The sequence below is a fragment of the Streptomyces sp. NPDC057438 genome (assembly GCF_042802995.1).
Classification (GTDB): Bacteria; Actinomycetota; Actinomycetes; order Streptomycetales; family Streptomycetaceae; genus Streptomyces.
This window is the reverse complement of the sequence record NZ_JBHVDD010000030.1, coordinates 70,275-93,225: the sequence shown is the minus strand read 5'-3', so window position 1 is coordinate 93,225 and position 22,951 is coordinate 70,275. Positions and strand designations below refer to the sequence as shown.

Below are 22,951 nucleotides of genomic sequence, written 5' to 3'. Positions count from 1 at the left end.
CCCCGGGGGCGACGGTCAGGCGCCCGGCGGCGGTACCCGGGCCGGGCGGCCCGAGCCCCTGGTCAGGGTGTAGCCCCCGATGCCCGCCAGCGCCGCCAGCGCCGCGCCCAGCGCCGTCCACACCCAGCGGTCGCTCCACCAGCCGGAAGCCCACCCGTCGTCGGGTTCCAGCGAGGAGAGGACGGCCTCGGCGGAGGAGCCGTCCTCGGCCTCCTCCTGGGCGGAGGTGACGGCGATGCCCGGCACCAGCGGCTGTGCCAGCGAGCCGTCGACGGCCGCGGCACCGCCCATGTCCTTCGACTCGACGCCGACCTCGGCGCCGACGGGCAGCCCCAGGTCGGCCGTGGCCAGCCGGATCGTGGTGAGGCGGAGGTAGTACGTGCCCGGCAGCGGATCGTCGGCCCACGGCTCCGACCAGGCGCGCACCGTGCGCAGGGTGCAGGACAGCTCGACGGAGCCCGCCCCCGCCGCGGCGGTCCGGGTCTGCGCCCCGTACTGGCAGGCCTGGCGGCGCCGCAGTCCGTCGTACACGTCGAGCTGCCAGGCGGAGGCGGACTCGGCGCCCTCGGGCAGCTTCACGGTCGCCCGCACGGTGGGCCGTTGCCCCGCGTCGGCCGGGAACGACCAGTACAGGTAGTCGCCGGTCGAGGCGTTCGCCGTCGCGGTCTCGCCCTGCTCGAACTCCGTGGCCGTACGGAAGGAGGTACCGGCCTCCGTCGGCGCGTCACCGTCCTTCGCGGGGCTCGCGGAGGGGGTGGAGTCGGCGACCGCCGGGGACACGGCCAGGCCGAGCGTCAGCAGGGCCGCGCCCAGCACACGTGTGATCCGCATCAGTTGGTCCTCCAGACCGCGACCCGCCAGCGTGACAGCCAGCCCCACAGCACACCCGCCAGGAACCCGACGAGCACCAGCACACCCAGCAGCCACCAGCCACGGCCGAGGCCGAAGGAGGCCACATCGCCGGCCTGGTCGGGCCCTTCCACGACGTCGACGGTGATTTCGAGCGGCAGACCGGGCGTGGTCTTCACGCCGGTCGCCGGTGAGTAGGAGTGGGTCACCTGGAGGCACACGGTCTCGGCACTGTCCGCGTCCGTGGAGTCGTCCTCGTCCTCCGCCTTCGGATAGCGCAGACCGGTCGAGATGACGTCGGTACGGCCGTTGCCGGCCGCCTCGCCGCGCACGATCTCGCGGTTCTCGCTGGTCACCGCGCGCAGCAGCACCCCGTAGTCCGGGTTGACGTCGCGGTCGGCCGCGACGCTCACCGCGGCCCGCAGCTCCTGACCGGGCTTCACGTCCACGCGGTACCAGCGCTGCCCGGCGAACTCCTCGCGGTCGGTGTAGAGACCCGACGTGAGCTTCGGCGCCTTCGCGCATGCCTCGGCGCCCTCGACCGCCTTCGGCACGACCACCGGGTCGGCGGCCCGGTCCACCAACTGATTGACGCGTTCGGTGAGTTCGTCGCCGTGCTCGATCGAGGTGTAGGTGCCGCCGGTCGCCTCGGCGATACAGCTCAGCTGGAGCCGCATCTTGGCGTTCGGGACCAGGCCGAGGGTGTCGATGGTCAGGCCGATGCCCTTCGCCGCGATCTCGCGGGCCACCTCGCACGGGTCGAGCGGGGCGCAGGTGTCCTCACCGTCGCTGATCAGCACGATCCGCTTGGTGCCCTCGCCGCCCTCCAGGTCGTCGGCCGCCTTCAGCAGCGCCGGGCCGATCGGGGTCCAGCCGGTCGGGGCGAGCGTCGCCACCGCCGTCTTCGCCTCGGTACGGTCCAGCGGCCCCACCGGATACAGCTGCGCGGTGTCCTTGCAGCCCGTCTTCCGGTCGTCGCCCGGGTAGTCGGCGCCCAGGGTGCGGATGCCGAGCTGTACCTCCTCGGGCGTGGCGTCCAGCACCTCGTTGAACGCCTGCTTCGCCGCGGACATGCGGGACTGGCCGTCGATGTCCTTGGCCCGCATCGAACCGCTGACGTCCAGCAGGAGGTTGACCTTGGGCGCGGTGGCCGTGGTCTCGTCGGCGACGGCCGTGGACGGGACCGCGATCCCGGCCGTCAGGACGGCGAGCAGGACGAACACCCCTGCCGCCAGCCGTTGTCTTGTGATCATCGGCGGATCCTATTGATCCGGAGGGCCACGCTTCAAAACGAGACCGCCTGTTGACGGTCCGTTCACCGGGCGGACGACGGGCGCGCACGGCCCCTTCGGGCCCCGTCGGGTCACCGCAGCGGACTCGGCACCTCCGCCCAGATGTCGCCGGGCCGCTCCGGCGAAAGGCGCATCAGCGTCAGCGCCTTCGTCGGTACGGGCCCCTCCAGCAGCGTGGCCAGATCGGGCGTGCGCGGCACATCCCGTACGGCGGTGGACAGCGCCTCGCGCAGCACGGGTGTCGAACCGGCCGTGGCGCCCAGCGTGCCCGTGATCAGGGCGCCGAACAGCTTGCGGCGCAGGACGGTCTCGTCGTCCGTGACGATGCGGCCGCTCATCGCCGGGGCGGGGACGCCGTGCCGGGCCAGGCGCGCGGGGCTGACCCGGATGTCCGCGAGGTCCCGGTAGACGAGCCGGCGGGGGGCACCCGAGGGGGACAGGACCACCAGGAGGTTCTGGCCGTGTGCCTCCAGGGCCACGCCCAGGTCGAGCAGTCGGAGGGAGACCGTGAGCGCGAGCCGGGCGAAGTCCGCCAGCCAGGACGGCGAACGGGGCAGCTCGGTCGTCGCGAGCGCGGCCACCGGCAGGACCCGTTCGCCCGTCGCCGTGTCCGCGTACGTCTCCGGTGACTCGCGCAGCACCGCCGCGAGATCGGGCGAACCGGCGGTGACCGCGCCGAGGGTGCGCGTGACGTGCAGCAGTCCCTCGGTGCGGCCGGCGACCTCCGTCATGAAGTCCGACACGATCGCCGACGTCTCGATCGAGTAGACGGAGATGTCCCGGACGGACGAGGTCAGCCGGGCGCTCAGCGCGGTCTTGACGTGCGGGCCGCCGTCCGCAAGGGCGAGGGTGCGCAGCGACATCAGGGGGTGCGCCTCGATCACCTGCCCCAGCGGGCACTTGAGGACATGGGCCGCCTGCCACGGATGCACCGGCACCAGCACCCGCCCGCCGTCCCGGAACTCGTCCGGCCACTCCCCGACGACCGCCGCGTCCCGCACCGGTGCCAGGCCCAGCCGGACGACCTGCCGGTGCTCCGGCCCGTACGCGAGCTGGTCACCCGCCGAGAACCCCGGACGGGAACGGCAGTTGGGGTGGAAGGGATGGCCGTCGACGATCAGCTGCTCCCATTCCCAGCTGGTGGCCGGTGGCGTGACTGCTGCCGCCCGACCGGCCCGGGACAGGGCCAGCGAGGCCACGCTGTGGTCGAGTTCGACGGCGAAGGCGGCGCTGTGCGGCACCGCGAGGGCGGCCATGAGGCGAGCCGGACGGTCGTAGGGCCGCTCGTCGCACCACACCTCCCCGGTGTGCGCGGCGGTGCTGTACGGGTCCACTGCGGGGCCGTGCAGCCGGCGGCCGTCGGCCAGATGGAGCGTGACCCCGTCGGCCCCGGCCGGGTCCCGGCGCACCACCCACGGCACCGGCTCATGGACGAGGCCGCGCCACAGCCGGGACAGCACGGCCGCTCGGGCGCCCGGCAGGGCGGTCGTGTACGGCAGCGCCAGATCGGGGCGCACGACGCCCAGTTCGGCGCCCAGCGTCGTCTCGGCGTCGGACAACGGGTGACGGTCCACGGAACGGGCTCCTCGGGTGAGGGACGGGTACGGAACCCGCATCGGCATCGGCGTACGACCACTGCCCGCCCGCCTCCGCCGCGACGCCCGACGGCGGCGCGGCGGAACCCCACGTGGCCGCGTCGCGACGCCGACGCGCACGGTCCCCCGGACGGGACGGCCCGCGACCGTCTCCCGCCGGAACCGCACCCGACAGCGTCGCGACGCGGCGCGACGGGCAGACATACTGATCACGAGTGCACCGTAAGGAACGAATGGACCCCGTGGACACCGACCCGCCTCGTGGCACCCCCGGCCTGCCCGACTTCGCCCCCGAACCGTCCGGCGCCGCGCAGGATCCGTCCGACGGCGGTACATGGCCGGTTCGCGGAGGTGACGTCCCGCCCGGCGAAGGGAGCGGCCCGGCGGGTCGCGACGCGGGTGTCCCGTTCGGTGACGGTGACGGTGACGGTGACGGCCGGGCTCACGGCGCCGGCGTCGCGTCCGGCGACGACCCCGATGACGCCTTCGGTCCCGCCGCCGACGCCCGTGCCGCCGCTCCGCTGCTCAACTGTCTTCTGCGGGAAGCGGCGGAGCCCGTCGCCTCGTCGGACGGGGTCGTGGTGCATCGTCTCCGGGCCGGGGGGCGGCTTCTGCGTGTGCGCGGCACCCGGCGTCCCACGCACCCCGAGGTGCGCACGGCGGGTGCCTGGCAGACGCTCGACCACACCGGACTCGTCGACCTCACCGCCGGGGAACTCCGCGCCCTCACCGGTCTGTCCAACCCCGAACTGCCCGCCGAGATGCTCGACAGCCGCGAGGCGGTGGCCGCTCTCCTCGCCGCGCGCGCCCGCACTCCTGCGCCCGAGGACCCGTACCGGCGCTCCGAGCAGTCCCTGATCACCGGTCACCCGTTCCACCCCGCCCCCAAGGCCCGCGGAGGCGGCCCGGTCACCGGCTGGCTGCCCTACGCACCCGAGGCGTATGCCGCGTTCCCGCTGGTCCTCCTCGGGGTCCGTGCTGACGCGGTGGTCGAGGAGGGGGACACCAGTGCCCTCGACGCGCTGGGTGCGCCTCCGCCCGGTTACCGGCTCCTTCCCGCCCATCCCTGGCAACTCGACCTTGTGGGCGCTCGGTTGACCGACGCCTTCGCCGACGGCCGCCTCGTCCGACTGGGCCGGACGGACACCGAGGTGTGGCCGACGGCGGCGATCCGCACGCTGTACGTGCCCGAAGCCCCGCCCGCATCCGGGCCGGTCGCCCCCGACCTCTTCCTCAAGTTCAGCCTGGACGTGCGGATCACCAACGACATCCGCCGCCTGTGGCGCCACGACCTGCTCAGGCTGCGCCGGACGGACCGGGCGGTCACCGAGGCCTTCGGCGGGGCGCCCGGTGCCTGGCTGAGCGACCGCGGCTACCGCACCGCCGACTTCGCCTTCGAGGAGCTGGCGGTCCTCGTGCGGGACGGCCTGCGCGGCCATGTGCCCCCCGGCACGACCCCTTTCCTCGCCGCCGCCCTCACCGAGGACACCGACGCCTTCCCGGACAACCCGCTGGCCCGCGCCACCGACCCCGGCGCCTGGTGGGAGGCGTATCTGCGCGCGGTCGTCCCCCCGGCCCTCGCCGCCTTCCACGACCACGGTGTCGTCCTGGAGGCCCACCTGCAGAACACCCTCATCGCCTGCGACCCCTCGGGAACGGCCGTGCGGGCCCTGTACCGGGACGCCGAGGGCGTGAAGCTCCTCCCGGACGTGACACGCGAGGCGGGCTGGGAGCGGCTGGTCTACTGCCTCTTCGTCAACAACCTCCTGGAGATCGCCGCGGCCCTGGTCGAACACCACCCCGGGATCGACCCCTGGCCCGCCGTACGGAGGGAGTTGGCGCGCCACGGTGACGTGCCGGAGGCCACCGGCCTCCTCGACTCGCCCACGCTGCCGGGCAAGACGAATCTGCTGCTGAGGTGGACCGGCGCGGACGGAGCGGACGCGCGCTACCTGCCGCTGCCCAACCCGGTCAGGCGGACGCCCGGCCGAGCCGGGCGACCGTCCGTCTGAACGCCCGCCACCCGATCTGCAGTGACCGGCGCGCTGTGCACAGTGACCGGTGTGCCGCGCGCAGTGACCGTGCGACGCGGCGGGCGGCAGATCGTGCCCGCCAAGGGGCGGCAGTTCGCACGCCTGCCCTTGCGGCGGATTTCCCGACAGGTGTCGAGCGGCCGTTCACGTAGGGCGGCACACGTTGGCGTCGCACGGTATCCGTGACCCTTGGGCAGGGCTACGCTGTGGGGTGAGGCCCCAGTCCCCGGCGTCGACGCTGTGTTCCGTTCCTGGGGAGGCCCATCGTGTTCGTCGTGCTTCTCGTCCCTATCGCGGTCCTGTTCGGCCTCGGCTTCCTCGACCCCCTCTGGTGGGTGGCCGCGGCGGTGATGCTGTTCGTCGCCACCCGCCACGGCCGCGATCGTGGGGGAGGCCGGATCCGTGGCGACGGGTCCGATCGCGGCGACTGTCGCGACTATCGCGACTACGAGAACCGCCGGAATCGTCAGGACCGCTGGGACCGACGCTACAGCCGTCAGCACCGGGCGCGCCTGCGGCGCGAGGACCGTCAGGACCGTGAACGCCGTGGATGACCCGTCAAGTGGTCCGGGAAGCGCGGGATCCGCGGGCCGAGGCCCTGTGGAACACACCTGCGGCACAGGACACCGGTGCGGACCCGGAGCGAGCCGCGTCGTACGCCTCGTCGACGTCCGGTGCGGGACCGGGGGCGCGACTCACGTTCCCCAGGCGGGTCATCGAGGTGGGGAGAGGCCCATGACTCACGCAGCCGGCGTCCGGGAACGGCGCGACCGCGATGTCGTTGACGCGGAATCGCGCAAGACCGGTGTCCTTGAGGCGGTCCATGTGGACACCACCACCGATGAGCCGGCCATGGCCACGGTGGGGACCGGCCTACGAGCCCGGCGCGGCCGGAGAACGGCAACTGCCATGTCGTTGAACACCTTTGGACGGGACGACTGCGCTGTGAGGTACGTGCCATGCGCCAGGTGACCCCGCCCGGTGTGGATCAGCGGCTGCCGACCGTGCCGTCGGCGGCGCATGCGGTACTGCTGGCCGAGGTCGTCGAACTGCGCGCCGAAAACCAGCAGTTGGCGCGAGCGATGGAGAGCCGGGAGGTGATCGACCAGGCGCGCGGCATGCTCATGGCCTTGGCATCGTGTTCCCGTGAAAGAGCCTGGGACCTGCTGGTGGGCGTGTCGCAGCGCAGCAACACCAAGCTCCGGGACGTGGCCGAGGCCCTGGTCGCCACGACCGAGGACCGGAGCCTTCCGGAACCGGTACGGCGGGAGCTGCGCGGAGCACTGCGACGCTTCCACGCGACGGGAACGGCACTTCCGTGACGAACTCCGGGTCGAGCATGTGCCGCGGCGCGTAAGGGAACTGCGCCGCGGCACACGGCCGTGCGCGGTTTCGCGCAGGCCCAGCGGCCCAGGGGCGGGCCACGGCTTCCGCTGCGCACGCCTGGGAGACCCGCCGGTAGCGGGTCTCCGCGAGGGTGTGGGTCAGGACCCCAGGCCGATGAGAGGTTCGGAGTCGTCGATGAGAGCGCGGGCCACGTCGGCCAGGCGCCGGTTGTGGGCGCGGGCGTAGCCGCGCAGGGAGCGGAACGACTGTTCCATGTCGATTCCCCGGCGTTCCGCGAGCTTTCCCTTGGCCTGTTCGATCAGCACCCGGCTGTTCAGTGCTGTCTGCAGTTGCTCGTTGAGCATCGTGCTGCGCTGAGCGGTGCGTTGTTGCAGCAGGCTGATGGTGGCGACGTCCGCCAGCGCCTGGGCGATGAGGGTGGCGGCCGGGTCGAAGGGGCCAGGGGCGGCGCGGAAGAGGTTCAGGGCGCCCACGGTCTCCGCCCGCAGGCGCATGGGCAGGGCCTGCACCGCCCCGAAGCCGCTGTGGTGGGCCGCCGTGACGAAGCGCGGCCAGCGGTCTATCTCCCGGGTCAGGTCGTGGATGACCACCGGTGTGTTGGTGCGGAAGCAATCGAGGCAGGGGCCTTCGTCGTTCTGCAGCTGGAAGAGCTCCAGCAGGCGCACCTGTTCGTCCGAGGCGGCCATGAGTCGGAGTCTGTCGTCCTGGTCGGCGATCAGCACCCCGGCGGCGCTCGCGTCGAGAATGCCGACGCAGCGGTCGGTCAGCAGGCACAGGAAATCGATGAGGTCGAAGTCGGCGACGAGGTTGTCGGCAAGCTCGACGAAGGTCTTGGCCAGAAGTTGTTGGTTCATGGTGGGCACCCTCGATTGAGACCGGTCCCGGCCCGGAGAGCCGGGAAGGACGGCCTGTTGCTCGGCCGGTGAAGACAGGTCAGGTCTACTCATCGGACTGCACCGGCTCCGTGTCCGTGTCCGTGTCCGGTGAGAAACGAAGCCGACGGGCCACCACATCCGCGGCCACGTCGGCGAGCCGGCGTCCCCGCGCGTAGGCGTAGGCGCGGAGCCGGACGAAGGCTTCCTCGATGCCGACTCCGAGCTGGACCGTGATCATCCCGCTGGCCTGGTCGATCTCCGCCCGATACGCGCCCAGGTCCGCGCAGCCGAGGTCCGGCATCGGCCCGTCGGTGGGAGCGCCCGTCTCGGCGATCCCTGCGTCGAGCAGGAGCAGTGTCGCGAGGTCGGCGAACGCCATGGCGTCGGCCAGTTCCTCCGCGTCCAGTACGGTCGGAACGCCGGCGTACAGGTCCAGGACTCCCGGGCTGATCGCGCCCTTCCGCAAGGGGAGGGAGAACAGTGCGCGAGCTCCTGTTCTCAGAGCCGCATCGGTGAACACGGCCCAGCGAAAAGGAAGTTCAGCGGCGAGCAGGTCGGGTGTCAGAACGGCCGAGCCGCTCGCGAAGGCGTCCACGCAGGGCCCCTCGCCGAGCGTGAGCTGGAGCTCCTCCAACTGCTCGCTGATGTCGTCGGTGCTGTACAGAGGGTGGCTCGCGGTGGACCGTGACATCGCCGACAGCCCTGCACCGCCGACCGGCAGCGCGGCCACGGCCGCGGTGCACACATCCACGACACCGACCCGGGCGCCTCGTCGGACCGCCTGCTCGGCGACCAGCAGCCGTATGCGGTCCGATCGGCTGTCAGGCCCCACCCGGGTCACCGCCTCCAGGGGTGGTGACGAGGCGCTCCGGCTCCGCCGTGAGGGCGCGCCCCGAGGGGTGCACCTGCCCGCGCGACGACGGCCCGGCAGCCCGCGCAGCGTGCCGGATACGCCAGGCTCCGACGGGTTCCCGGGCGTACCGGTGGTACGAGCCGGGTCGGCGATCCCAGTGGGCATCCATGGCGGAAAACCGGCTGGTCACCTGGGGCGAGCCCTACGGTTGCGGCCTGGCGGGAAGCGGGCAGGGCCCTCGTCGCGCTGGTCCCTCCGCTCGCCGCCGACCGACGACTCGGACCGGTCCGTTCCCACCGGCGGCTGCGGTCCGCCGCTACTGCGCCGGCCGGGCGGTGCGGCGCTGTACCGGCGTGCGGCGATTCTGTCGGCGTGCTGGGTGTTGAGCCGATGGATCACGTAGGCCCCCGCTGCGATGAGCACCACGAAGGCGGCGGCCGTCAGAAGGACGTTCACAGCCGCCCCCTCACATACCGATGATCAGACGGCTGGCCCGGCTGGGCGGCCCGGTCCGCTGCGGAGCGGCCGCGGACACCGTGGAGGCACCGCCCTCGTACTCCCATGATTCGTCCGGGTCCAGTGGTTCGGAGCTCGCGCAGACGCCGTACCGCGCCTCGTCCGCGGCGATGAACGCGCTCGCTGTCAGTGGCGGACCCTCGTGGTCGGACGCGGCTGCCATGAGCCGGGCCGCCGACTCCGCCCCTGTCTCGGGCGGGATGACCAGCAGGTCCCAGCGACCGGCGCCGTGGGAGAGCAGCAGTAGCTTGTGCGGGTCTATTTCCGCGGTGAACCAGCCGATCTTGACGACGTGGCCGTCCACGGGAACCTTGCGGGGGACGACCGGCCAGTGCGTCGGGTTGACGGCGATGCGGGTGATGCGGCCCCAGAGAGGGTCCAGCACGTCGGTCAGTGCGGGCAGTTCCCCCTGCAGATCTCGGGAGCGGGGCCACCAGGCCCCGTCCAGGAGTCCGCGGGACGCGCCGTCGGTCTTCAACGCGAGACGGGCGGCCGGGGCAGCCGTGTGGTGCGTCGGAGTGGGGAGCAAGGTCGCCGTCATGATGCGAACCCGTCTCCGGACCGCCTCTGCGGCGGCCCGGGTTTCATCTCTCGCCGAGAACGACCCGGCGTGGAAGCCGGTGTGCGAAATGCCCTCGGTAGTGACCACACTACTCCGCGCTCTGCCGCGATGCGTACCTCCGGCCGGCCCTGGAGGTTGAGCAGCCGTCGCGTGATCTCCCGGTGCTGCCTCAGTGCCTGCCGGAGTTCGCCGGACCGTGTCTCGGGGTCCCGGTCCCTGCATGCGGGACACGCCGCCGTTCTGCGAGGGCGCTCATGAGCTGGGCGGTGGCCTCGTCGTAGGCGCTCTCGGCCTCGTCTGCGCCTCGCGCGGAGCGTCGGCGAAGGTGTCGAGGACACATCGCAGGCGCCCGGTCGGTGGCGGTGTCCGGGCTGACCGCCACCAGAGCGCCGACCTCGTGCCCTTTCGGGTCCGCGACGTCGTGGACGCGCTTCGGACGCCGGCGGAACGGATCACGCCGTCCTCCAACGACCCCGGCGTCTGCACACCGGGGTCGCCCTTCCAGGCCGGTCGCACGTGAGAGTGTGCCGACCCGCTTTCATGCTATGCCCGGTTCACATCTCGGGCATCCGGCGTTTCGTCGTTCTTCGGCCACAGCAGACACATCTCGGCCTGCGACCACAGCCGCTCCTGGACGATGGCGCGGGACTCGCCCGGCTCGTTCCCCGTCGCCCGCGTACGGTCCGTGGCGGACACCCGGCGCCGCGGGTGGTGTGCCCGGACGGGACCAGTCGCCGTGCCGAGGAAGGAGGCCGCGGCGGACGCGTGAGGGCGACGCCGACCGGCTCACCGGCGGCGCACAGGCCCCTTCCGTGGAGCATCGGACGGCGCACGACGTCCGGCCACGGCCAGCGCGGGACGTCCGGCCACGTCCTCGCGATCACCTGGACCGTTTGCAAGCCACGCACGGACGAGCAGGGCCTCTCCCGCAGCCCTCGGCGACGGGCGCTCGCCGATCGGCCGGCCCGGCTCGTGCGAGGCTCGGACACCCATCACCGGCGATCACCCTCGGTTACTATGCTCACTTCATGCCGAAGGCCATGGACAAAGGGCGGGCGACCGTCGACGGACTGCTGGTCAGGCAGTGGGGACCGCATATGAGCCGATGACGGGCATGTCCCGCTGTCGGACACCCCGTTGTCCGGACGCCTCCGAGATTGTTCATGGATTGCAAGGTCGATGAAGCAGGGTGGTCTGAGAAAGTGTTGAGGGAAGTCAAAGCGACCCGCTATGTCGAACCTCTCCGGGCGGGCGGCTCTGTCCCCGGCATCGTCGAGGCCGACGACCTGGGTACGTACGTCGTGAAGTTCACCGGCTCCGCGCAGGGGCGCAAGGCGCTGGTCGCCGAGGTGATCGTCGGTGAGCTGGCGCGGGCGCTCGGCCTGCGCTTCCCCGAGCTGGTCCTCGCGCACTTCGACCCGGTGATCGCCGAGAGCGAGCCCCACCAGGAGGTGCGGGAGCTGCACGGTGCGAGCGCCGGCCTCAATCTCGGCATGGACTACCTGCCGGGCGCCAAGGACTTCACCCCGGAGGTCGCGCAGGAGTTCCGGGTGGAGCCCCTCGAAGCCGGCCGGATCATCTGGCTCGACGCCCTCACCGTCAACGTCGACCGCACCGTGCACAGTTCGAACCTCATGATCTGGCCCACGCTCGGCGTCACCCCCGCGCGCCTGTGGCTGATCGACCACGGCGCGGCCCTCGTCTTCCACCACCGCTGGGACGCCTCGGACCCCGCCAAGGCGTACGACTTCCGCCACCACGCCCTCGGCCACTACGCCCCCGACGTGCGCGCGGCGGACGCCGAACTCGCGCCGAAGGTGACGGAGGAACTGCTGCGGCGGATCGTCGCCGAGGTCCCGGACGCCTGGCTGTCCACCGAGGACGGCTTCGCGTCGCCCGACGAGGTCCGCGACGCCTACGTCCGCTACCTCCACGCGCGCGCGGGTGCCTCCGCCGCCTGGCTCCCCACCGACTTCCCCACCCCGGAGGAACTCGCCGCCGAGCAGGCCCAGCGTGCGGCGAGGACCCGGCGAGGCCGCCCGAACTGGCTCAAACAGGTCCCCGACCTGCATGGCGAACCGGCGGCGGAACAGGATTGGTCGGTGCATCTCGGATGAGTCCCGTCGTACAGATCGAGTACTGCACCCAGTGCCGCTGGCTGCCGCGCGCGGCCTGGCTCGCGCAGGAGCTGCTCACCACCTTCGAGACGGAGCTGACCGAGCTGTCGCTCAAGCCGGGGACCGGTGGTGTCTTCGTGGTCCGGGTCGACGACGAGGTGGTGTGGGACCGTCGCGCACAGGGTTTCCCGGAGCCGACGGCCGTCAAGCAGGCCGTACGCGACCGAGTGGCCCCGGGAAGATCCCTGGGCCACTCGGACAGGTCCGCCGGGGAGTAGGGCGGCCGGTCAGCCCTTGAGCTGTGCGTATGCCGGGAGCGTCAGGAAGTCGGCGTAGTCCTCGTCGAGGGCGACCTGGAGGAGCAGGTCATGGGCCTGCTGCCAGTGACCGGCGGCGAAGGCCTCCTCGCCGATCTCGGCGCGGACGGCGGCCAGTTCGTCGGCCGCGACCTTGCGGGCCAGCTCCGGAGTGGCCCGCACCGTGCTCCCGTCGTGCTCGAACTCGACGCCGGCGTTGATCCACTGCCAGATCTGGGAGCGGGAGATCTCGGCCGTGGCCGCGTCCTCCATGAGGTTGAAGATGGCGACGGCGCCGAGGCCGCGCAGCCACGCCTCGATGTACCGGATGCCCACCTGGACGGCGTTGACGAGTCCGGCGTACGTCGGCCGGGCGTCGAGGGAGTCGACGGCGATCAGGTCGGCGGCCTTGACGTCGACGTCCTCGCGGAGCCGGTCCTTCTGGTTGGGCCTGTCGCCGAGGACGGCGTCGAAGGATGCCATGGCGATCGGGACCAGGTCCGGGTGGGCCACCCACGACCCGTCGAACCCGTCGTTCGCCTCGCGGTCCTTGTCGGCCTTGACCTTCTCGAACGCGACCTTGTTGACCTCCTCGTCGCGCCGCGACGGAATGAAGGCGGCCATGCCGCCGATCGCGTGCGCGCCACGCTTGTGGCAGGTGCGGACGAGGAGCTCGGTGTACGCCCGCATGAACGGGGCGGTCATCGTGACGGCGTTGCGGTCCGGGAGGACGAACCTGGCCCCGCCATCACGGAAGTTCTTCACGATGGAGAAGAGGTAGTCCCAGCGGCCCGCGTTCAACCCGGAGGCGTGGTCGCGGAGTTCGTAGAGGATCTCCTCCATCTCGTACGCGGCCGTGATCGTCTCGATCAGGACGGTCGCGCGGACCGTGCCCTGCGGGATGCCGCAGTACTCCTGCGCGAACACGAACACCTCGTTCCACAGGCGGGCTTCGAGGTGCGACTCCGTCTTCGGGAGGTAGAAGTACGGGCCCTTGCCGAGGTCCAGCAGCCGCTGGGCGTTGTGGAAGAAGTACAGGCCGAAGTCGACGAGCGCGCCGGGGACGGGGGTGCCGTCGGCGTCGACGAGATGGCGCTCGTCGAGGTGCCAGCCGCGCGGGCGCATGACGACCGTCGCCAGTTCCTCGTTCGGGCGCAGGGCGTACGACTTGCCGGTGCGCTCGTCGGTGAAGTCGATGTTCCGGGTGTAGGCGTCGGCCATGTTCACCTGGCCGAGGACCACGTTCTCCCAGGTCGGCGCGGAGGCGTCCTCGAAGTCCGCGAGCCACACCCGGGCCCCGGAGTTGAGGGCGTTGATCGTCATCTTGCGGTCGGTGGGGCCGGTGATCTCGACGCGGCGGTCGTCCAGCGCGGCGGGGGAGGGGGCCACGCGCCACGAGTCGTCGGCACGGATCGCGGCGGTCTCCGGGAGGAAGTCGAGCGTGGAGGTGCGGGCGATCTCGGCGCGCCGCTCCGTGCGGCGGGCCAGCAGTTCGTCACGCCGGGGCGTGAACCGGCGGTGCAGTTCGGCCACGAAGGCGAGGGCGGCCTGGTCAAGGATCTCGTCCTGGCGGGGCAGGGGCTCGGCGTCGACGATGGCCAGCGGGGACGGCGCTGGTGCGGACATGAGCGGTCACTTCCTTCAGCGGGCGTGGCACCGGGTGTCGGTCGACCCGGGTGGGACGGTGAACGCCCGAGGATGAGCCGGGCGCCTCTGGGAAATGGATACTAGTTTCCTCATGGTGGAAGTTCAATGTTTTGTTGATGTCAAGATTCTTCGGGTCGAGGCGGGTCGAGGAGGGGTCCGGGTGGGGCGGTGCCGGGTCCCGTGCCCCTCACTCCAGGTGGGCCAGGTCGGCCTCGATGTCGATGTCGTACGGCCGCGCCACGTCCCCGCACTCGACGAGCGTGAGCCCGCCGCCGTGATCCCGCAGATAGGCGCGTGCCCCCCGGTCGCCGGTGGCCGTCTCGGCGATCCCCGCCCAGTGCGCGGCGCCGAAGAGGACGGGATGGCCTCGCACCCCGTCGTACGCGGCCGCCGCGAGCGAGTCCTGCGACCCGTACGCGGCGAGGACGCGGGCCACCGCCTCCGGGCCGATGCCCGGCTGGTCGACGAGTGAGACCAGGGCGGCGCCGGCGCCCGTCCCGGCCAGCGACTCCAGTCCGGCCCGCAGTGAGGAGCCCATGCCCTCGGCCCACTCCGGGTTGTCGACCAGGACGCAGCCGGGCAGTTCGGCCCGCGCGCGTACGGTCGCCGCGTCGGCGCCCAGGACCACATGGATCCGGGTGCAGCCGCCCGTCCGCAGCACCCCGGCCGCGTGTTCGACCAGGGGGCGGCCGCGGTGGGTCAGCAGGGCCTTGGGTCGGCCGCCGAGGCGGCGCCCGCCGCCGGCGGCCAGCAGCAATCCGGCGACATGGCCCGGGGGCCGGGGCCGGGTCTCGTGGTGCGTCATGTCCCCTGCATACCCGACCGGGCGACGGTGTCGCGTGAAGCCGGACGGACCGGCAGCCGGCTCGGTGGGATCCCGGGACTGAATTTCGGTCCCCGTGGTGGCGCTCGCCACACCGATTGGCGTTAACTGTCCCGCGCCACCTCCGGCGCCCGACCGACGCCACCGGTGGCGGGCCGTGCGCGGGTGCACGGCCGTGCCTCGCGCGTGTGGGAGCGGGCGGGGAGGGGGGAGGGCTGTGTTGCGGAGCTTGGGGCAGAGGCCAGTGACCGGCAGTGACGAGGATCCGAGGGTGGCGGGCTTGCGGTCGGCCGTGTCCCGGCTGCGTCGTGAACTGGCCGCGCATCCGGCGGAGTTCCCGGACCGCGGGATCGCCGAGGACGAACTGGCGGTCCTCGCGGCGATGGCGGTCACCGGCATGCCCGAGGTGCCGCGGTTACGGCGGTCCCTCCTGCTGATCGCGGGATCGATAGGGTCGGTCAGCGCGTTGTCCAGGGGGCTGGCGGACGTGCGTACGGCGGTCGAACTCTTCGGGGAGCCACCGCGACGGCACTGACCGTCCCGGCGACCGGGTGGACGGCGGCGCGGCCCGCTTCAGGAGCGAGGAAGCCGCGGTGAACCCTGCCGGACCCGCGTCCCCCCCCACCCTGGGTCAGTTCCCCGCGCCCGAACTCGCCAGCGCCTGCGACAGTTCGACCGCCACCTGCCGCAGCACCGGCACGATCCGCTCCGTCGCCGTCTCGGTGACGCGTCCGGCGGGGCCGGAGATGGAGATGGCCGCGGCGGTGGGGGAGCCGGGGACGGAGACGGCGAGGCAACGGACGCCGATCTCCTGCTCGTTGTCGTCGATGGCGTACCCGACCCGGCGGACCTCCTCCAGGGCGCTCAGGAAGCCCTCGGGAGTGGTGATCGTCTTCTCGGTGGCGGCCGGCATGCCCGTACGAGCGAGCAGGGCGCGGACCTCGTCGGCCGGGACGTCGGCGAGAAGGGCCTTGCCGACGCCGGTGGAGTGGGGCAGCACCCGGCGGCCCACCTCGGTGAACATCCGCATGGAGTGCTTGGACGGCACCTGGGCCACGTACACGATCTCGTCGCCGTCCAGGAGTGCCATGTTCGCCGTCTCGCCGGTCTCCTCCACCAGGCGCGCGAGGTAGGGCCGCGCCCAGGTGCCGAGCAGCCGGGACGCCGACTCGCCGAGGCGGATCAGGCGCGGGCCGAGGGCGTACCGCCGGTTGGACTGCTGGCGGACGTACCCGCAGACCACCAGCGTCCGCATCAGCCGGTGGATGGTCGGCAGCGGCAGCCCGCTGCTCGCGGACAACTCACTGAGGCCCACCTCGCCGCCGGCGTCCGCCATCCGCTCCAGCAGATCGAAGGCACGCTCCAGGGACTGGACGCCACCGGAGGACGACTTGGTGGACTCGGTGGCGCTGGCGCTGGACGTCGGCACGGGCACGGTCCTTTCGGATGGCAGGGAGGTCGCAGCCTACCGGGCAGTTCGTTGACTGCTCGCTTGTGCGTCACTACGTTCTGCTCAGTGGAATTCTAATTCCGTCTTGTGAAAACATCCAGACCGGATGCCGTCGAGGCAGAGTGGAGAGGCGCACCCTTGACGGGGTGCGGGCGGGGGTGAAAACTCCTTCAACAGAACGTTGAATTCCGTTACGCGGAAGTAAATACCGTGACACGGAAGTGAACGGCGGTACGGCGAGAGGGGTCCGGGTGTCCGAGGCTGAACTGGTGATGCGATCGACGCGTGTCCTCACCCCCGAAGGGTCGCGCGCCGCCGCGGTGGTCGTCGCCGACGGCAGGATCACGGCCGTCCTCCCGTACGACGCCGAGGTGCCGTCCGGCGCCCGCCTGGAGGATCTCGGGGACCACGTCCTGCTGCCGGGCCTGGTCGACACCCACGTCCATGTCAACGACCCCGGCCGCACCCACTGGGAGGGCTTCTGGACGGCCACGCGCGCCGCGGCGGTCGGCGGCATCACCACCCTCGTCGACATGCCGCTCAACTCCCTCCCGCCGACCACGACGCCCGGCCATCTCCGCACCAAGCGCGAGGTGGCCGCCGACAAGGCGCACATCGACGTCGGCTTCTGGGGCGGCGCGCTGCCCGACAACGTCAAGGAACTGCGGCCGCTGCACGACGCCGGGGTCTTCGGCTTCAAGGCGTTCCTGTCGCCGTCGGGCGTGGACGAGTTCCCGCACCTGGACCGGGACGGACTCGCCCGCTCCCTGGCCGAGATCGCCGGCTTCGGGGGCCTGCTCATCGTCCACGCCGAGGATCCGCACCACCTCGACGCCGCACCGCAGCGGGGCGGCCCCCGCTACGCCGACTTCCTCGCCTCCCGCCCGCGCGACGCCGAGGACAGCGCCATCGCGACCCTCGTCGCCGAGGCCCGCCGCCTCGACGCACGCGTCCACGTCCTCCACCTCTCCTCCGCCGACGCGCTCCCGCTGATCGCCGAGGCCAAACGGGACGGCGTACGCATCACCGTCGAGACCTGCCCCCACTACCTCACCCTCACCGCCGAGGAAGTCCCGGACGGGGCCAGCGAGTTCAAGTGCTGTCCGCCCATCCGGGAGTCGGCCAACCAGGATCTGCTGTGGCGGGCCCTCGCGGACGGCACGATCGACTGCGTGGTCACCGACCACTCCCCGTCCACGGCCGACCTGAAGACCGACGACTTCGCCACCGCCTGGGGCGGCATCTCCGGCCTGCAGCTCAGCCTCGCGGCGGTCTGGACGGAGGCCCGCGGGCGCGGCCACGCCCTGGAGGACGTGGTCCGCTGGATGTCGTCGCGCACCGCCGAACTGGTGGGCCTCGACGACCGCAAGGGCGCCATCGAGGCCGGCCGCGACGCCGACTTCGCCGTCCTCGCCCCGGACGAGACCTTCACCGTCGACCCGGCCGCCCTCCAGCACCGCAACCGCGTCACCGCGTACGCCGGCAAGACCCTGTACGGCGTGGTCAAGTCCACCTGGCTGCGCGGCGAACGGATCGTCGCGGACGGCGAGTTCACCACCCCGAAGGGACAACTCCTCACCCGCACCCCCTGATCCACCCTCCGCACCCGCGGCAGGTGACCACCGAAAGGCAGACCTGATCATCGTGACGGCGCAGCAGCACTCCCCGTTGGCGAGCTTCACCGGCGACGCGCGCCCGTACGGCGGCGGCGACCCGTACGCGGACTACCGCACCGCCGACTTCCCCTTCACCCGGTACGCCGACCTCGCCGACCGCAGGCTCGGCGCCGGTGTGGTCGCCGCCAACGACGAGTTCTTCGCCCAGCGCGAGAACCTGCTGGTGCCCGAGCGCGCCGAGTTCGACCCCGAGCACTTCGGGCACAAGGGCAAGATCATGGACGGCTGGGAGACGCGTCGCCGCCGGGGTGCCTCGGCCGACCACCCCTGGCCCACGGCCGACGACCACGACTGGGCCCTGATCCGCCTGGGCGCCCCCGGTGTGATCCGCGGGATCGTCGTCGACACCGCCCACTTCCGGGGCAACTACCCGCAGGCCGTCTCCGTCGAGGCCGCGTGCGTGGCCGGATTCCCGTCGCCGCAGGAACTGCTCGCCGACGACGTGAAGTGGACGACCCTCGTCCCGCGCACCGCGGTCGGCGGCCACGCGGCCAACGGTTTCCAGGTCTCCGTCGAGCAGCGCTTCACCCACGTCCGCCTGAACCAGCACCCCGACGGCGGCGTCGCCCGGCTGCGCGTGTACGGGGAGGTCGTGCCGGACCCGGCCTGGCTGGCCGCCCTCGGCACCTTCGACGTGGTCGCCCTGGAGAACGGCGGCCGGGCCGAGGACGCCTCCAACCTCTTCTACTCACCCGCCACCAACACCATCCAGCCCGGCCGCGCCCGGGTGATGCACGAGTGCTGGGAGACCCGTCGGCGCCGCGACCAGGGCAACGACTGGATCCGCTACCGCCTCGCCGCCCAGTCCGAGATCCGCGCGCTGGAGATCGACACGGCGTACCTCAAGGGCAACGCGGCCGGCTGGGCCACGGTCTCGGTGCGCGACGGCGAGGACGGCGGCCACGGCGAGACGGGCGACTGGACCGAGATCCTCCCCCGAACCCGTCTCCAGCCCGACACCCTGCACCGCTTCGTCCTCGACACCCCGGTCGTGGCCACCCACGCCCGCGTCGACATCTACCCCGACGGCGGCATCTCCCGCCTGCGCCTCTTCGGCTCCCTGACGGAGGAGGGCACAGCCCGTCTGTCGGCACGCCACCAGGAACTGGGCGGCTGAGCGACGCCCCGGGAAGGGGGCGCGACCCGGCCCGCCCCGGACGGCCGACGTGTCACCGGGGCTTCCGGCTCTCCGCCGCCGCGAACAGCGCGAGTGCCAGGACGATCAGCGCGATGCTCACATAGATCTCGTAGCCGTCCAGGGCGCTCCACCGCTGCGTCACCCCCCACCCCAGCCAGCCGGTGAGTTCGTGGACAAGACCGCCCGTGCCCTGCAGCAGGGCGAGGAACCCGAAGAACTCCAACAACTGCTTCATGTCCCGGATCCTCGCCCCGCGACCCCCTCGCCTTCATCGGCCGCGGGGTGCGGACGGACCGACCGGAGTACCGATCCACGGGACCGGCGGGCGCCGAAAGTCGACGGGGCGCCGACTTTCGTCGCGATCACCGGTGCGAGGGAGGTGGCGGGGTCCGACCCCGCGTAGATTCGTCGACCGTGAAGGGTGACATGGCGGTGCCGGGGCCCCGGGCCTTCCCCGGGCGGAGCTGGCTGCTGCCGTCGGCCCTGCTCGACGACGACCTCGCTCCCGGCTCCGGCCCTGGCCAGGACTCCGGCCCAGGCCGCCCCGGGCGGCCCAGGCGGACCGCGCGCGACTGGGTCGTCGACTTCACCTGTTTCCTGATGGCCGTGTTCATCGGTCTCCTCGGCATGGAGACGGTCAGGAACGAGCCCGACCTGCCGCAGACCTTCGCCGTCCTCGACCAGGTGCTGGGCGCGCTCGCCTGCGCGGCGGTCTGGCTGCGCCGCCGCTGGCCCGTCGGCCTCGCCGTGGCGATGCTCCCGGTCTGCTTCGTGTCCAACACCGCGGGCGGCGCCGGCCTCGTCGCCCTCTTCACCCTCACCGTGCACCGGCCCTTCCGGTACGTGGCCTGGATCGGCGGCGCGAGCCTGGCCCTGAACCCGCTGTTCTACCTGCTGCGCCCGGAACCGGACCTCGCCTACGCCTGGGCGGTCCTCCTGGCCCTGTTCCTCACCGCCGCCATCGTCGGCTGGGGCATGTTCGTGCGCTCCAAGCGGCAGCTCATGCTGAGCTTCCGGGACCGCGCCCGGCGCGCCGAGACGGAGGCGGCGCTCCGGGCCGAGCAGGCGCAACGGCTCGCCCGCGAGTCCATCGCGCGGGAGATGCACGATGTCCTGGCGCACCGCCTCACCCTGCTGAGCGTGCACGCGGGCGCGCTGGAGTTCCGCCCCGACGCCCCCCGCGCCGAGATCGTCCGCGCGGCGGGCGTCATCCGGGAGAGCGCCCACGAGGCCCTCCAGGACCTCCGCGAGATCATCGGAGTGCTGCGCGCGGGCGAACCCGACGAGGCGGGGCGCCCCCAGCCCACCCTCACCGCGCTCGACACGCTCGTCGCCGAGTGCCGCGAGGCCGGCATGAAGGTCACCCTCGACCAGCACGTCACCGACCGCGCCGCCGTTCCCGCCTCCGTCGGCCGCACCGCGTACCGCATCGCCCAGGAGTGCCTGACCAACGCCCGCAAGCACGCCCCCGGCGCCGAGGTCACCGTCACGGTCACGGGCGCCCCGGGCGAGGGGTTCACCGTCCGCGTACGCAACCCCGCGCCCCCTGGGGAGGTCCCGCACGTCCCCGGCTCCGGCCAGGGCCTCATCGGCCTCACCGAGCGCGCCACCCTGGCCGGGGGCCGCCTCGACCACGGTCCCGAGGCGGACGGCGGCTTCGCGGTGCGGGCGGCGCTGCCCTGGGACTGACCCCGGTCAACTCCTTCGAACCTCCGACCGGAACACCCGTATCGGGGTGCGCCGCGCCATCTCATCCCCCAAGATGGCCAGTTGACCCGTACGGCCGCTGAGGCACGTACGGCACACAGCACCGGAGCGTCCCGGGATCGGGACGGGAGGGGACAGCGCAGTGAGTGTCGGGGGACGGAATCCGTATCAGCCACCCTGGCCGCCACCGGACGGCGGACCACACCCACCGCACCTCCCGTACCTTCCGCCGTATCCCCCCTACGGCCCGCCGCCCACGCTCGTGCGGCGGCTGCGGGAGGACGAGTGGCCGCCGCTCAGGGAGTTCCTGAGCGGCCTCCGGCTGCACGGCTGCCTCTGGGCGCTGGCCGCGATGTGCGCGTGGCCGATGGTGGTCGGTCTGCTCGTGGGCTACCCGCTGGCGCGATCGGCCCGCCGTCCCGCCCGCCGGATCTTCCCCTCCCGCCCCCGCCACCGCACCCTGGACGACGACGTGACACGGATGCAGCGCCGACGCGCCTGGACGGCCACCCTCATGTCGCTGCTGATCCTGGCGGTCTACGGCAAACCGGAGGACGTCGACCAGGCGCAGCAGCAGTTCATGATGAGGCTGACGGTCAGCCCCTGGCTGCTGCTCCTGAGCGCGCCCGTCGTCGTCGCCGCCCTGTTCCGCTGGTCGTCGCCGGGCGCGCGCCGGACCATGCGCGCCCCGCTGCGCGCCGCCGGCAGGTCCGCCCTGTGGTACGTCGGCGCCTTCACCGCGATCCCGCTCCTCGGCGGGGCGATCTACTACACCCGCACCCGCCTGGACCAGGACCTGAGCCTGTGGGCGCCCCTCGCCCTCCTCGTCCCGCTGCTCTGGGTGCTGCTCTTCATCGTGTTCGCCACCGGGCCCGCCGTGCGCAGCGCGTTCAACACCGTCGATGTGCACCCCGCGCTCCCCGCGCTGCTCACCGGCGCCCTGGTCTGGGAGTTCTCCGCCATCAACCTCGCCGTCGGCGGCCTCCCGCCGGGCCCGCCCCTGGTCCAGCTCGCCGCCCTCATCGGCGGCCCGGCCTCGGTGACGGCGGTCGCGTGGTGGGAGATCCGCCGGCTGCGCACCCGGTACGGGGTCCGTCTGCGTGCCTGAGGAGCGCACCCCGCCGCGCTCACGCCCGGCGCGGCACCACCCGCCGGCCCGCCGCGCCGTACACCCAGGCGGACGCCTCGTCGATGAAGTCACCGGGGAAGCCGACGCGGAAGGTCGTGGTCTCCTCCAGCCGGGCCAGCACCTCCTCGGGGAGGACGAGCCGGGCCGCACCCAGGTTGTCCATGAGCTGCTCGACGCGGCGGGCGCCGAGGATGGGGTGGACGGCGGGGGAGTGGGCCATGGTCCAGGCGATGGCGATCTGCGCCGGGGTGGCGCCGAGTTCGTCCGCGGCGCCCTGCACGGCCTCCGCGACCGCGCGCTCGCGCGCCCCGATCGCCTCGGCCGACAGCCGGGTCGCGGTGCCGGGCGCCACCCCGCCCGGGCGGGTGTACTTGCCGGACAGGACGCCGTTGTGCAGGGGACTCCAGGCCGCCACCGACATGCCGAACGCCTCCGCCATCGGCAGCAGCTCGCGCTCGATGTCCCGGTCGAGCAGGCTGTAGGGCACCTGCAGCGCCGACAGCGCCGACCAACCCCGCCACTCCGCCAGGGTGTTGGCGCGCGCGACCACCCAGGCCGGGGCGTCCGAGATACCGACGTAGAGCACCTTCCCGGACCGTACGGCGTCGTCGAGGGCGCGCATCGTCTCCTCGACGGGGGTGTTCCGGTCCCAGATGTGCACCCAGTAGAGGTCGATGTAGTCGGTGCCCAGGCGCCTGAGGCTCGTCTCCAGGGACAGCGCGAGGTTCTTGCGGTGGTTGCCGGCCGCGTTGGGGTCGCTGCCGTCCCGGGAGACGGTGTACTTGGTGGACAGCACGAACCGGTCGCGCCGCCCCTTGAGCAGTTCGCCGACGATCCGCTCGCTCTCCCCGCCCCGGTAGTTGACGGCCGTGTCGATCACGTTCCCGCCGGCCTCCGCGTACACGTCGAGGATCCGCGCGCACTCCTCCCGGGGCGCCCCCACCCCGCCCTGCTCGCCGAACGTCATGGCGCCCAGGAACAGCTCGGAGACGCGCAGCCCGGTCCGGCCCAGGAGTCGGTAACGCACCCAAAACCTCCGTCAGTTG

21 protein-coding genes are annotated in these 22,951 nt (G+C 72.5%); 10 read left to right on the top strand and 11 right to left on the bottom strand.

The window, feature by feature from the left end; all coding sequences use genetic code 11:
* Positions 1-15: 15 nt before the first annotated feature.
* From ACFU5F_RS18910 to ACFU5F_RS18900, 3 genes are all read right to left on the bottom strand, one after another.
* Positions 16-831, bottom strand: a complete 816-nt coding sequence (locus tag ACFU5F_RS18910) for a hypothetical protein (RefSeq protein ID WP_383888257.1) — start codon at positions 829-831, stop codon at positions 16-18.
* On the bottom strand, positions 831-2,102 hold the full coding sequence (locus ACFU5F_RS18905; protein ID WP_383888254.1) for a VWA domain-containing protein: 1,272 nt from the start codon (positions 2,100-2,102) through the stop codon (positions 831-833). Before ACFU5F_RS18905 ends, ACFU5F_RS18910 begins: the two co-directional genes overlap by 1 nt.
* A 110-nt stretch (positions 2,103-2,212) precedes the next feature.
* Positions 2,213-3,715 (bottom strand): IucA/IucC family protein, encoded by a 1,503-nt coding sequence (locus ACFU5F_RS18900; protein WP_383888251.1) that lies wholly within the window; start codon positions 3,713-3,715, stop codon positions 2,213-2,215.
* Between the two features lie 254 nt (positions 3,716-3,969).
* Here ACFU5F_RS18900 and ACFU5F_RS18895 point away from each other — a divergent pair, with 254 nt between their 5' ends.
* The 3 genes from ACFU5F_RS18895 to ACFU5F_RS18885 all read left to right on the top strand — a co-directional run bounded on the left by ACFU5F_RS18895 (position 3,970) and on the right by ACFU5F_RS18885 (position 7,091).
* Positions 3,970-5,748, top strand: a complete 1,779-nt coding sequence (locus ACFU5F_RS18895; protein ID WP_383888248.1) for an IucA/IucC family protein — start codon at positions 3,970-3,972, stop codon at positions 5,746-5,748.
* A gap of 287 nt (positions 5,749-6,035) precedes the next feature.
* Positions 6,036-6,323 (top strand): hypothetical protein, encoded by a 288-nt coding sequence (locus ACFU5F_RS18890; protein ID WP_383888246.1) that lies wholly within the window; start codon positions 6,036-6,038, stop codon positions 6,321-6,323.
* Between the two features lie 405 nt (positions 6,324-6,728).
* Positions 6,729-7,091 carry an ANTAR domain-containing protein gene (locus tag ACFU5F_RS18885; protein WP_383888243.1) on the top strand — a complete coding sequence of 121 codons (363 nt, stop codon included), beginning with the start codon at positions 6,729-6,731 and terminating at the stop codon, positions 7,089-7,091.
* A 162-nt stretch (positions 7,092-7,253) separates the two neighbouring features.
* Here ACFU5F_RS18885 and ACFU5F_RS18880 read toward each other — a convergent pair whose 3' ends face one another.
* The 3 genes from ACFU5F_RS18880 to ACFU5F_RS18870 form a co-directional block, all read right to left on the bottom strand.
* Positions 7,254-7,970 (bottom strand): GAF and ANTAR domain-containing protein, encoded by a 717-nt coding sequence (locus ACFU5F_RS18880; RefSeq protein ID WP_383888241.1) that lies wholly within the window; start codon positions 7,968-7,970, stop codon positions 7,254-7,256.
* 85 nt (positions 7,971-8,055) lie between these two features.
* On the bottom strand, positions 8,056-8,823 hold the full coding sequence (locus tag ACFU5F_RS18875; protein WP_383888239.1) for a GAF and ANTAR domain-containing protein: 768 nt from the start codon (positions 8,821-8,823) through the stop codon (positions 8,056-8,058).
* Positions 8,824-9,310: 487 nt separating this feature from the next.
* Positions 9,311-10,009: a DUF5994 family protein gene (locus tag ACFU5F_RS18870; RefSeq protein WP_383888236.1), complete on the bottom strand. Its 699-nt coding sequence runs from the start codon at positions 10,007-10,009 to the stop codon at positions 9,311-9,313.
* Positions 10,010-11,124: 1,115 nt separating this feature from the next.
* On the opposite strand from ACFU5F_RS18870, the gene ACFU5F_RS18865 reads away from it, so the two are divergent.
* Together ACFU5F_RS18865 and ACFU5F_RS18860 are read left to right on the top strand one after the other, a co-directional pair.
* Positions 11,125-12,039 (top strand): HipA family kinase, encoded by a 915-nt coding sequence (locus tag ACFU5F_RS18865; protein ID WP_383888233.1) that lies wholly within the window; start codon positions 11,125-11,127, stop codon positions 12,037-12,039.
* The gene (locus ACFU5F_RS18860; RefSeq protein ID WP_383888230.1) at positions 12,036-12,317 is read left to right on the top strand and encodes a SelT/SelW/SelH family protein; all 282 of its coding nucleotides are present in this window, start codon (positions 12,036-12,038) and stop codon (positions 12,315-12,317) included. Before ACFU5F_RS18865 ends, ACFU5F_RS18860 begins: the two co-directional genes overlap by 4 nt.
* 9 nt (positions 12,318-12,326) lie before the next feature.
* Here ACFU5F_RS18860 and aceB read toward each other — a convergent pair whose 3' ends face one another.
* Positions 12,327-13,961, bottom strand: coding sequence for a malate synthase A (gene aceB / locus ACFU5F_RS18855; protein WP_383888228.1), 1,635 nt, complete (start codon positions 13,959-13,961; stop codon positions 12,327-12,329).
* A 208-nt stretch (positions 13,962-14,169) separates the two neighbouring features.
* Positions 14,170-14,787, bottom strand: coding sequence for an NTP transferase domain-containing protein (locus ACFU5F_RS18850; protein ID WP_383888226.1), 618 nt, complete (start codon positions 14,785-14,787; stop codon positions 14,170-14,172).
* A gap of 262 nt (positions 14,788-15,049) precedes the next feature.
* On the opposite strand from ACFU5F_RS18850, the gene ACFU5F_RS18845 reads away from it, so the two are divergent.
* Positions 15,050-15,340, top strand: coding sequence for a DUF5955 family protein (locus ACFU5F_RS18845; protein ID WP_383888224.1), 291 nt, complete (start codon positions 15,050-15,052; stop codon positions 15,338-15,340).
* Positions 15,341-15,436: 96 nt separating this feature from the next.
* Here ACFU5F_RS18845 and ACFU5F_RS18840 read toward each other — a convergent pair whose 3' ends face one another.
* Positions 15,437-16,234, bottom strand: a complete 798-nt coding sequence (locus ACFU5F_RS18840) for an IclR family transcriptional regulator (protein ID WP_383888221.1) — start codon at positions 16,232-16,234, stop codon at positions 15,437-15,439.
* A gap of 272 nt (positions 16,235-16,506) precedes the next feature.
* Between ACFU5F_RS18840 and allB the strand changes: the two genes are divergently transcribed.
* Positions 16,507-17,847 carry an allantoinase AllB gene (gene allB, locus ACFU5F_RS18835; protein ID WP_383888218.1) on the top strand — a complete coding sequence of 447 codons (1,341 nt, stop codon included), beginning with the start codon at positions 16,507-16,509 and terminating at the stop codon, positions 17,845-17,847.
* Between the two features lie 52 nt (positions 17,848-17,899).
* On the top strand, positions 17,900-19,048 hold the full coding sequence (gene alc, locus ACFU5F_RS18830) for an allantoicase (protein WP_383888215.1): 1,149 nt from the start codon (positions 17,900-17,902) through the stop codon (positions 19,046-19,048).
* 52 nt (positions 19,049-19,100) lie between these two features.
* Here the strand turns inward: alc and ACFU5F_RS18825 are convergent, their stop codons facing one another.
* Positions 19,101-19,304: a hypothetical protein gene (locus tag ACFU5F_RS18825; protein WP_383888212.1), complete on the bottom strand. Its 204-nt coding sequence runs from the start codon at positions 19,302-19,304 to the stop codon at positions 19,101-19,103.
* 179 nt (positions 19,305-19,483) lie between these two features.
* Here ACFU5F_RS18825 and ACFU5F_RS18820 point away from each other — a divergent pair, with 179 nt between their 5' ends.
* A complete protein-coding gene (locus ACFU5F_RS18820) occupies positions 19,484-20,758 on the top strand; it encodes a histidine kinase (protein WP_383888210.1) in 1,275 nt (424 codons plus the stop codon).
* Positions 20,759-21,038: 280 nt separating this feature from the next.
* Positions 21,039-21,884 carry a hypothetical protein gene (locus ACFU5F_RS18815; protein ID WP_383888207.1) on the top strand — a complete coding sequence of 282 codons (846 nt, stop codon included), beginning with the start codon at positions 21,039-21,041 and terminating at the stop codon, positions 21,882-21,884.
* A gap of 19 nt (positions 21,885-21,903) precedes the next feature.
* On the opposite strand, the gene ACFU5F_RS18810 is transcribed toward ACFU5F_RS18815, so the two are convergent.
* Positions 21,904-22,932 (bottom strand): aldo/keto reductase, encoded by a 1,029-nt coding sequence (locus tag ACFU5F_RS18810; protein WP_383888205.1) that lies wholly within the window; start codon positions 22,930-22,932, stop codon positions 21,904-21,906.
* Positions 22,933-22,951: the final 19 nt, after the last annotated feature.